The following is an 8,969-nucleotide window of genomic DNA, read 5'->3' on the forward strand; positions in this document are numbered from 1 at the left end:
ATGGGCCGAAGACCGGCGGCAGCTGCCGCCAGGTGCAGCCCGTGGTGGCGACAAAGATGATCGCAGCCAGCACCTCGCGATCTCCGTACCGGCGCCGGCCGCCGCCCTGCGGCCGCGATGGCGCAGGCGGGACCACCCGCTGGAACAACTCCCACAACTCGTCCGGCACCATGCGCTCGACCATGACCACACAGTGGAGACTACCCAGCACACCAAATGAGACGAAGCCTTACTCCCCGATGCGCCCACCACGTCGTTATCCGAGAGCCCGTCACAGTCGCTGGCTGACATAGCGCCGGGCGGCGTGACGTCAGTCACGGACAAATCCGCCAGGTCGATACCTAGTGCTGGGACCGCGTAGGTTCGCCGGGTTGGTGGTCGCGACGGTTGGATGTGCGGCAGCCACCCCGCGCAAACCCAGGCACTGCACCGCTACCTGCGCTGGCGCAACACCAACGCCCGCCACCTTGACGTACTCGCCGCCCAACGCAAGGAACGCGCCCGCATCCGCAGCGAGAAGGGCATCCGCTGGGGCGGACGCCCACTCGCAGTCGCAGCCTGAACCCGGCGAACCTACGCGGTCACAGCACTGGTCAAGGCGGAAACGGACACCCGTCGCCAGTGGTCGTCAGACCGCGGACAAGGGGTGGTTTCTCACGGTGGCTCCAGCCCGCACGGCTTCACGCGTGCGGGCCGGACCTGTCACCGACACGGCCCCGCACGGCCGGAGAGACCCGAGGACGCGATGACTACCGCCCTCATCCCGCCCATCCCACCGTCCCCGGCGGACAGCGCTGCGACAGCAAGCCCCGCAGCGAGCCACACGACAAGCCCGCTCCCAGCCGCCGTCTGGCGGTTGTCGCTGATCAGACCCCTTGTCCGCCCGCCCCGGGCGGTTGCAACTCCTCTTCTCCCAGCACTGATGTGCCTGGAAAAGCGTCCCGGCCGCGCACAAGCGCCGCGGCGAAGGCCGGAGCCGAGATCCGCGGCGACGTCCTGCGCTGTCTCGCCCAGCTGCGGCTGGCCACGCCACGCCAGCTCAAATCACTGCTGCTGCCGCACCACCAGGACACCCGACTACGTCCGTCGCGCGCTGCGCAACCTGCGCGACGACCTGCTGGTCGGCCGGACCCGCCGCGCCCAGCAGAGCTACTGGTACTGCACGCCCGCCGGCCTCGCCGAAGCCGCCGCCTCCGGCTAACTCCCGCCGAAGGCCGGACGGACCACCGGAGCGCGCGCGGCCGCGAAGACTGGACTGCGAGAGCACACCCTCGCCCTGGTCGATACCGTCATCGCCTTCCACCAGGCGCAGGTGGCCGACCATACCGACTGGCAACTCGAAGTCGCTCACCCCACACCGGCCGGCTCCTGGTCCCCGACGGCGTGGTGCTCCTGGACGACGGCTCCCACGCGTTCGTGGAGATCGACCGCACGATGTCTTACGCCCGCCTGGTCGCCAAGCTGGAGCGCTACGACGCCTACCGCAGCGCACCCCCAAGCGGGCGCGGCAACGCCGCCCGCGCCCCGCGCAGCCACTGGGAGGAGACCTACAGCGGCCCGCCCCTATAGCGGCCCTTCCCGCCGGTGCTGTTCGTCTTCGCTCCCGCACGGCGCCGCGCGGCCCGGCCACCCGGGAGGCCGCCTTCCACGACCGCGCCCGCCCGAACTGGCGGATCACCGTGGCGACCACAACGCTGGCGCAGCTGACCCGGCACGGCCCCGGCCGACCCGTGTGGCGGGTCGTCGGCCACGGCGAGGAACGCCGTTCCCTGGCAGCGCTGCCGAAGGCACGGTGAGAACGACGGGCCCGGCCTCACCCGGGCCGGGCCCGCTTCACCCCGCCGCCACCACCGGCAGTGGCCTGCCCTCGGGCAGCGGGCGGTCTCTGCACGAGGAGGGTCAGTCGGACAGGTCCGCCCGGCAGAACAGGGCAGCGTAGCCGGACGGCAGCTGGCTGAGGATCTGGTTCAGCTCCCCGCCGGAGACGGCGTCGGCCAGAGTGGACAGCACCGCGCTGGCGTCCCACTCGGCCGTACGGGGACGTGCATCGACACGCTCGGCGACGCGCCGCAAGAACTCCTCCACGCCGAAGCTTTCCGCCCCAGACGAGGCAGCCGATGTGGCCGCCCAGCTGCCCGAGCCGCCGCGAGCGCCGCTGACGGGCGACGGGGAACGGCATGCGCTGGAGGCGGTCGTTCGGGGAGATCGCCGAGGCGATTCCGGCACGGACGGACCGTTCCAGCTCCGGCGTCGGCTGTTCGCGGAACAGCCGGAACAGGCCGCTCGCGTACTCCAGGTCGGATCGAGCGGAGGGGTAGGCGTAGGTGAGCAGGCCCATGGCGAGACCGATGACGACCGGGTCGACGCCCGATGCGAGCAGGCCGATCCAGGCGACGACGCCCAACAGTGCGTACACGACGCCGCACGCCGAGCCGCCGGACGAGCAGGATGACGGCGAACGTGCCGACCACGACGAGCAGTCCGGGCAGGCTGATCGTGTCGCTGTAGGCGAAGGCGATGACGCCCAGGGCGAGGAAGTCGTCGACCACGGTCACCAGGAGGATGAAGATCCGCAGTTCCGGCGGCATCCGGCGGCCGACCACGGCGAGGATGCCCAGCGCGAACGCGGTGTCGGTGGACATCGCCACGCCCCAGCCCTGTTCCGTGCCGTGGCCGTGGTTGATCGTGAGATAGAGGGCGAGGGCACCAGCATGCCGGAGAGCCCGGCGGCCAGCGGCAGGGCCAGCCGCTTGCGGTCGCGCAGCTCACCCATGTCGAACTCTGCGGCGGGCCTCCAGCCCGGCGACGAAGAAGAACAGGGTCACCAGCCCGCTATTGACCCACTCACGCAGATCGAGCGAGATTCCGTGCGAGCTGAGCCGCACGGACAGATGGGTGTGCCAGAGCGACTCGTACACCGTCGGCGCGGCGTTGGCCCACAGGAGCGCGGCGAGTGCCGCCGTCACCAGAACGGCAGCGCTGCCCGTCTGGGTGCGCAGAAAGTCACGCAGCGGCGAGTGCGACGCGCTGCCGCACTGTGTCTGCCCGGTGTAGTCGGCGGCTGGTTCAGTACTCATTCGGCGATCGGCCGCCGGCCACCTCGCGCGGGGCGAGCGAGGTGGCCAGGGGAGGCATGTGGTCAGGTGAGGTCGGGCGTCACGACGGTGGCCACCTTAAGATGTGCGGCTGCCTGCTCCTCGTGCTGCTCATGCGTTGGAACGTACGGCCGAGCATGGGACGCGCGCAGGAGTCGTCCGTGCGTCGGCCACGCGTTGCCGCAGAACGCTGTGAGCCGCCCTTGTGCTGCTGGTGCCTAACACAACATAGCGGGAAAGGGACTGGACGGTCGGCCGGTGGGCCCGCATCACCGGGTGGCATGGTCGGCCTGCTCGATCAACCGCGCCACGGCCTGCGGCTGGGAAACGGTCACGGCATGTGAGGCCTTGACTTCCCGGGTGTGGGAGCCCGCGCGGTCGGCCATGAGGCGCTGTGCGGCGATGGGGATATTGAGATCCTGCTTCGTGGTCAGAGCCCATGAGGGGATTCGTCTTCCACGCGGCTTCGGTGGCGGTGCCGTTGAGCGCCGCGTCGGTGAAGGGGCGTTGGGTGGCGGCCATCACGTCGGTGGTCCTGCGGGGAACGTCCGCCGCGAACTGGCTGTGGAAGGCCTTCTGCTTGATGTAGAGGTCGGTGCCGGTGCTGCCGTCGGCCTGGCGGAAGGGAACAGGGTTGAGGTTCGGGCCCAGGGTGCTGCCGGGGAACTTGCCGGCCAGCTCCGCCGAACTTTCGCCCTTGCCGGGCTGGAACGCGGCGATGTACACCAAGGCCTCGACCTGGGGGTGGTCGGCGGCGGCCTCGCTGATGACGCTGCCACCGTAGGAGTGGCCGGCCAGGACGATGGGGCCGTCGATGCCGTCGAGGACACTGCGCACGGAGGCTGCGTCCTGGTGCAGCCCGCGTAGCGGATTGGCGGCGGCGACGACCGGGTAGCCGGCCTGCTTCAGTTGGGCGACGACGTCGTTCCAACTGGAGGAGTCGGCGAAGGCGCCGTGCACCAGGACGATCGTGGGCCTGCCGCCACTCGAGTGCTGCGCGGTGGTCGTCCTGGAGTCGAGGCGCGATGCTCCGCCGGCCGCACCGGCCGCTCTGCTGGAGGCGAATGTCAGAGCTGTTCCGCTCGCGGCGGCCGCCAGCAGGGCACCGCCAGTGAGGATCGAACGCCGAGTGCTCTTGTTCGTCATGACCTTCTCGCTCTCGTGCTGAGCCGAAGCGCGGTAGTTGTCACCGCAGAGCCGGTTGAGCTGGTAAATGAGACCGGTCGAAAGCAGTCTGGTTGTCACCGGTGAGGCACACGGCTTGTCACAAGCGCTCATTCGGCATCCTTTCTGTCACCAGCCGCCCAGGCGGCGACAACAAGCTGCCCTCGCGTCGGTCTGGTCTGGCCGGCGTGCAGGGGACGCGCGCCGGCCAGTGGCAGCGGTATCGCCGCTCCCTGGCGCTTTGCTCGATCGTCAGCGCCGGGCCTGGATCTTCAGGTTGCCGCGGGTCTGGATGCGGATGTGGTCGCTCGCGAGCATGGCGTGGGGGAATCCGAGGTCGATCGCGCTGACCTCGTCCAGACGCGCCATCTGGGACGGGGTGAGGTCGACTTCCAGAGCTCCGAGGTTTTCCCGCAGTTGCTCGGCGGTTCGAGCCCCGATGACCGGCGCAGTCACCCCCGGGTTGTGCAGGGTCCAGGCGAGCCCCACCTGGGCCGGTGTGCGGCCCAGCTCGTCAGCGAGCTCCTTGACCACGTCCACGATGGCGAGGTTGCGCTCGGTCACCCCGCCGAGGGCCAGGTTGAAACGCTTGCGGGTGCTCTCGCTCTGGCCGGACGGCGACGTGGTCAGGTCCTGGCGGCTGTACTTGCCGGTGAGTACTCCTCCCGCCAGCGGTGACCAGAGAACTGTTGCCAGCCCCAGTTCCTGCGCCATCGGGATGAGGTCACGTTCCCCGGTACGCTCCACCAGGTTGTACTCCAGCTGCAGTGCCACCAGCGGTGACCAGCCGCGCAGGTCGGCCATCGTCTGCATGCGTGAGATCTGCCAGGCTGGGGTGTTGGAGATGGCCACGTAGAGGACTTTGCCTTGCCGGACCAGGTCGTCCAGACCGCGAAGGATCTCCTCCACGGGTGTGGTGGGATCCCACACGTGCAGGTAGAGCAGGTCGATGTAATCGGTGTTCAACTGTCGCAGGCTGGTTTCGACCGCCCCGAAGAGGCTCTTCCGGCTCGCACCACCGGAGTTGGGGTCGTCAGGCCGCCGCAAAGTCGTGTACTTCGTGGCCAGGACCAAGCTGTCTCGCCTGTCCCGGGCGAACTCACCGAGCATGCGCTCCGATGTGCCGTTGGTGTAGGTGACCGCCGTGTCGATGAAGTTCCCGCCGCGCTCGACATAGAGGTCGAACAACCTCCGCGCCTCGTCCTGCTCCGCGCCCCAGCCCCATTCGTTGCCGAAGGTGGCCGCCCCGAGCGCGAGCGGCGAGACCCGCAGGCCGGAGCGTCCCAGTTGCCGGTAGGCGTCGAGAGTGAGTGGCATCGTGTTCTCCTGTTGTGGTGGGTTTCTGAGGTTCGAGGGGGTGCGGACCGGTGTGCGGCGTGCCTGAGATTCAGGCGCCGAGCCCGTAGCCGCCGGCCACGGCGACGTCCTGGCCGGTGATGTAGCCGGCGGCGTCCGAGGCGAGGAAGGCGACGACTTCCGCGACCTCCTGACTGGTCCCGAAGCGCTCGAACGGGATCTTCGTGCGCATGGCGTCCCGGCCGCTCTGGGGTATCCCCAGCTTGTCGAGCAGCGGGGTCTCGGTCGCGCCGGGACTCACGGTGTTGACGCGGATCCTGCGCGGAGCCAGTTCGAGCGCGAGCGAGGGCAGCATCGCCAGCAGGGCACCGCGCGTCGCCGCCCCCACCGTGGCGCCAGGGCTGCCCCTATGGGATGCGATGCCCACGGTGAGGACGATCGATCCGCCGTCGTTCATCAGTGGTAGGGCCTTCTGGAGGGTGAAGTACTGACCCTTGAAGTTGACGTCGACGTGCTTGTCGAACGACTCCTCTGTCACGCCGGCAACCGGTGCGGGGCGGAAGACCCCGGCGTTGAGAAACAGCAGGTCGAGAGACCCGAAACGTTCGGACACCCTTGTCATGAGGGCGTCGGTGTCGGACAGAACGCGTGCGTCGGATCGGGCGACGAGTACGTCGTCGGGAAGCTCGAGTCGTGCTCGCGCGAGGGACTCGGGGTTCTGTCCGGTGACGGCGACCTGGTAGCCGCGGGCGTGCAGCAGTGCGGCGGTCGCTCTGCCGATTCCGGTCGTGCCGCCGGTGACGAGTGCTGTGGGCATGGCGGGCCTTTCGTCGCAGTAAGCGGAGGACTCCCCGCTTGCGCCCACTGTACACTTAACCGGAGATCTCCCCGAATCGCCCGGCACCTCGACCCGACACTCCAGATCGCGAAGCCATGACACCTCCACGCAACACCCTGCGCGCTGATGCCCAGCGCAACCGCGAGCACCTGATCGCCGCAGCCGCTGAGGCTTTCACCTCCGGAAAGGCAATCTCGCTGGACTCGATCGCCAAACGGGCGGGCGTGGGAAGCGGCACCCTTTACCGGCACTTCCCCACCCGAGAGGACCTGGTCGAAGAGGTCTACCGCGACCAGATCCGCCCTCTGCGCGACGACGCCCGGGACCTTCTGGTCACCGAGAAGCCCGCCCAGGCTCTCCACGCCTGGATGCGCCGCTTCGCCGAGTGGGCGGGTGAACGGCGCGGCATCTGCGAAGCCCTGGTCGCCATGAGCGCTTCCGGACGCTTCGGCACCGGACCCGTCTGCGATGAGATCCAGCAAATCCTGGGGATGCTGCTCCAGGCCGGCGCTGAAGCAGGAGAACTGCGCAGCGACATCGACCCGGTCGACGTCGGCGGGATCCTCACCGGCGTGCTCTCCGTGGCCGGCGCGCCCGAGCAGCGCGCCCAACTCGACCGCATGCTCACCGTCGTCGTCGACGGGCTGAAGCGGCGCCAGGAAGATCGAGGGCGTGCCTAGTACTCCAGCCGGACTTCTGTATTTGTCCTGGTCAACGGCCTGGAGGTGGGGAGTGTAGCGGGGGTTGGGCATGCGGGGGACGGCCTTGGGCCGACTGTCCCACCAACGTGTGCCCACGCCGCATGTAATGACAGCGCACCGAGCAGTCCGTCGTCGTGATCCACGATGTGCCGACGAACGCCTGGGACCTGGAACTCGAAGAACTCTTTCTACGGACCGGAGCCCGCTTTTGCCGTGTGGAGGCCCGGCGGCGGATGCGGGACTACGTCCGCGGACTGCTCGGCCCGGTAGGCCGACAAGAACAGCTGGCAGCTCGCCGAGTACGCCGGCCACGCCACCCCGCACGGCCTGCAGCACTTGCTCTCCCACAGCCGGTGGAATGCCGACGGCCTGCGCGACGACCTGCAGGCGTACGTGGCCGAACAACTCGCCCGCTCCAATGGCGTGTTGATTACTGACGACACCGGCTTCGTGAAGAAAGGCACCACCTCCGCCGGGGTGCAGCGCCAGTACTCCGGAACGGCCGGGCGGACAGAGAATTGCCAGATCGGGGTGTTCGCCGCCTACGCCACCACCCGCGGCCACGCCCTGGTCGACCGCGAGCTCTACCTGCCCAAGTCCTGGCTGGAGGACCGGGAACGCTGCCAAGCAGCACGCATCCCCGACGAGCGCGCCTTCGCCACCAAGGGCGAGCTGGCTCGCTGTCGGCCGCGACTTCACGGCGGATGCGCCCGGCGAAAAGCTCGTCGGCGACATCACCTACATCGCGACCGGGAAGGCTGGCTGTACCTCGCGACGGTCATCGACTGCGAGGCCCCTCGGTGTCGAGCCGCATCTCGTCGATGAACGCCTACTTGCTTGCTGCCGGGGATCCTTCGCGAAGTACGCTACGGCTTTTTTCAGGAAGGTGACTTCCATCTCCAGCTCGCGGTTGCGCCGTTCACCTGATGGGCGCGAGGTGCGTGCGGTATCTCGTGCTCTGTCGCAGGCTTCCAGGCTACGACTTGGCCTTCCAGCGCGCTGGAAGGCCAAGCGCCGATACAGGACGATGAGGCAGGAGGACGAGCAGCATGCGGATCACTGTGCTTTGGTGGAGTGCCCCAACGCCCGCTGGCTTTGGAGCGGGTCAATGCGGCACTGGCGGGCCGGGCGGCGCAGGCTGAGCTGGTCGAGGTCCACGACCAGGAGCAGGCCGCCGAGCCGGGATGAACGGCTCGCCGACGTTCCTGCTGCACGGCGTGGACCGCTTCGTCCAGGCCGGAGCGGTGCCGAGTGTGTCGTGCCGTCTGTATCGGGAGGCCGACGGCACGGTTGTCGACGTCCCTAGCGTGGCCGCGCTGCGCGAGGCCTTCACCGATACGGATCAGGCAGAGGCCGTCGCCCCCGGGGCTGCTGCGAGCCGGACGTTCTCGATGTAGTCGGACGAGGCGGGCGGGGACGCTACGCACCTCAAGAGCGGGGTCTGCGTGCGGTGCACCAGGCGGTGTTGCGGCACTTCGCCGACATCGGAACAGCACCCGGATCGGACGCACTGAAACCGGTCGCCGCACACGCGGGCCGGACGACCTGGGAGGTGCTGGCCCAGCGAAGCCCGCTCAAATGCCAGGGACGTCTCCAACCGGTGAGGCGGACTGTGCCTCCCTCGCCTCCAGCGTCGCCAAGAGTTCGTCCGACATCGAGCGGTCGGCTGAAGGCCAACAGGTCCTGGGTCAGCGGAGCCGGCCGCAGCGTGCTGGCATCGAGGTGCACCATTCCTCGGGTTCCGCTGGCATGGACGGTCGCGCGGTCAGCAGACAGAATGAGCGTTTTCCAACCTGTCTGCTGAGCACGGCCGTTGAGTATGCGGGCGGTGCGCAGATGTAGAGAAGCTCCTGGTAGACGGCTGGGTGTCGAGTC

General features: G+C 68.8%; 6 protein-coding genes and 5 pseudogenes. 5 read left to right on the plus strand and 6 right to left on the minus strand.

The window, feature by feature from the left end; genetic code table 11:
* On the minus strand, nt 1-184 hold a 184-nt coding region (locus ACYVMZ_RS38780), incomplete at its 3' end, for a transposase (protein WP_461087557.1).
* A 216-nt stretch (nt 185-400) separates the two neighbouring features.
* On the opposite strand from ACYVMZ_RS38780, the pseudogene ACYVMZ_RS38785 reads away from it, so the two are divergent.
* Nucleotides 401-562: pseudogene (locus tag ACYVMZ_RS38785) on the plus strand (IS630 family transposase); the annotation flags it as partial.
* Between the two features lie 362 nt (nt 563-924).
* Nucleotides 925-1,569, plus strand: a complete 645-nt coding sequence (locus ACYVMZ_RS38790) for a replication-relaxation family protein (RefSeq protein WP_461087944.1) — start codon at nt 925-927, stop codon at nt 1,567-1,569.
* A 330-nt stretch (nt 1,570-1,899) separates the two neighbouring features.
* On the opposite strand, the pseudogene ACYVMZ_RS38795 reads toward ACYVMZ_RS38790, so the two are convergent.
* The 5 genes and pseudogenes from ACYVMZ_RS38795 to ACYVMZ_RS38815 all read right to left on the minus strand — a co-directional run.
* Nucleotides 1,900-2,100: pseudogene (locus tag ACYVMZ_RS38795) on the minus strand (DUF2267 domain-containing protein); the annotation flags it as partial.
* Nucleotides 2,101-2,272: 172 nt separating this feature from the next.
* Nucleotides 2,273-3,077: pseudogene (locus tag ACYVMZ_RS38800) on the minus strand (Na+/H+ antiporter NhaA); the annotation flags it as partial.
* 287 nt (nt 3,078-3,364) lie between these two features.
* Nucleotides 3,365-4,241: pseudogene (locus ACYVMZ_RS38805) on the minus strand (alpha/beta fold hydrolase).
* A 270-nt stretch (nt 4,242-4,511) separates the two neighbouring features.
* A complete protein-coding gene (locus ACYVMZ_RS38810; protein ID WP_461087946.1) occupies nt 4,512-5,576 on the minus strand; it encodes an aldo/keto reductase in 1,065 nt (354 codons plus the stop codon).
* A gap of 70 nt (nt 5,577-5,646) precedes the next feature.
* The gene (locus ACYVMZ_RS38815; RefSeq protein WP_461087948.1) at nt 5,647-6,372 is read right to left on the minus strand and encodes an SDR family oxidoreductase; all 726 of its coding nucleotides are present in this window, start codon (nt 6,370-6,372) and stop codon (nt 5,647-5,649) included.
* A 116-nt stretch (nt 6,373-6,488) separates the two neighbouring features.
* Between ACYVMZ_RS38815 and ACYVMZ_RS38820 the strand changes: the two genes are divergently transcribed.
* The 3 genes and pseudogenes from ACYVMZ_RS38820 (at nt 6,489) to ACYVMZ_RS38830 (ending at nt 8,491) form a co-directional block, all read left to right on the plus strand.
* Nucleotides 6,489-7,073, plus strand: a complete 585-nt coding sequence (locus tag ACYVMZ_RS38820; RefSeq protein ID WP_461087950.1) for a TetR/AcrR family transcriptional regulator — start codon at nt 6,489-6,491, stop codon at nt 7,071-7,073.
* A 167-nt stretch (nt 7,074-7,240) separates the two neighbouring features.
* Nucleotides 7,241-7,775, plus strand: a pseudogene (locus ACYVMZ_RS38825) (IS701 family transposase); the annotation flags it as partial.
* A gap of 503 nt (nt 7,776-8,278) precedes the next feature.
* Nucleotides 8,279-8,491 (plus strand): hypothetical protein, encoded by a 213-nt coding sequence (locus ACYVMZ_RS38830; protein ID WP_461087952.1) that lies wholly within the window; start codon nt 8,279-8,281, stop codon nt 8,489-8,491.
* Nucleotides 8,492-8,969: the final 478 nt, after the last annotated feature.

Source organism: Streptomyces deserti (genome assembly GCF_054782695.1).

What these genes read in the sequence shown, in the direction of transcription:
- ACYVMZ_RS38830 (WP_461087952.1), top strand. Translation starts at nt 8,279, where the DNA reads ATGAACGGCTCGCCGACGTTCCTGCTGCACGGCGTGGACCGCTTCGTC.
- ACYVMZ_RS38810 (WP_461087946.1), bottom strand. Translation starts at nt 5,576, where the DNA reads ATGCCACTCACTCTCGACGCCTACCGGCAACTGGGACGCTCCGGCCTG.
- ACYVMZ_RS38815 (WP_461087948.1), bottom strand. Translation starts at nt 6,372, where the DNA reads ATGCCCACAGCACTCGTCACCGGCGGCACGACCGGAATCGGCAGAGCG.
- ACYVMZ_RS38820 (WP_461087950.1), top strand. Translation starts at nt 6,489, where the DNA reads ATGACACCTCCACGCAACACCCTGCGCGCTGATGCCCAGCGCAACCGC.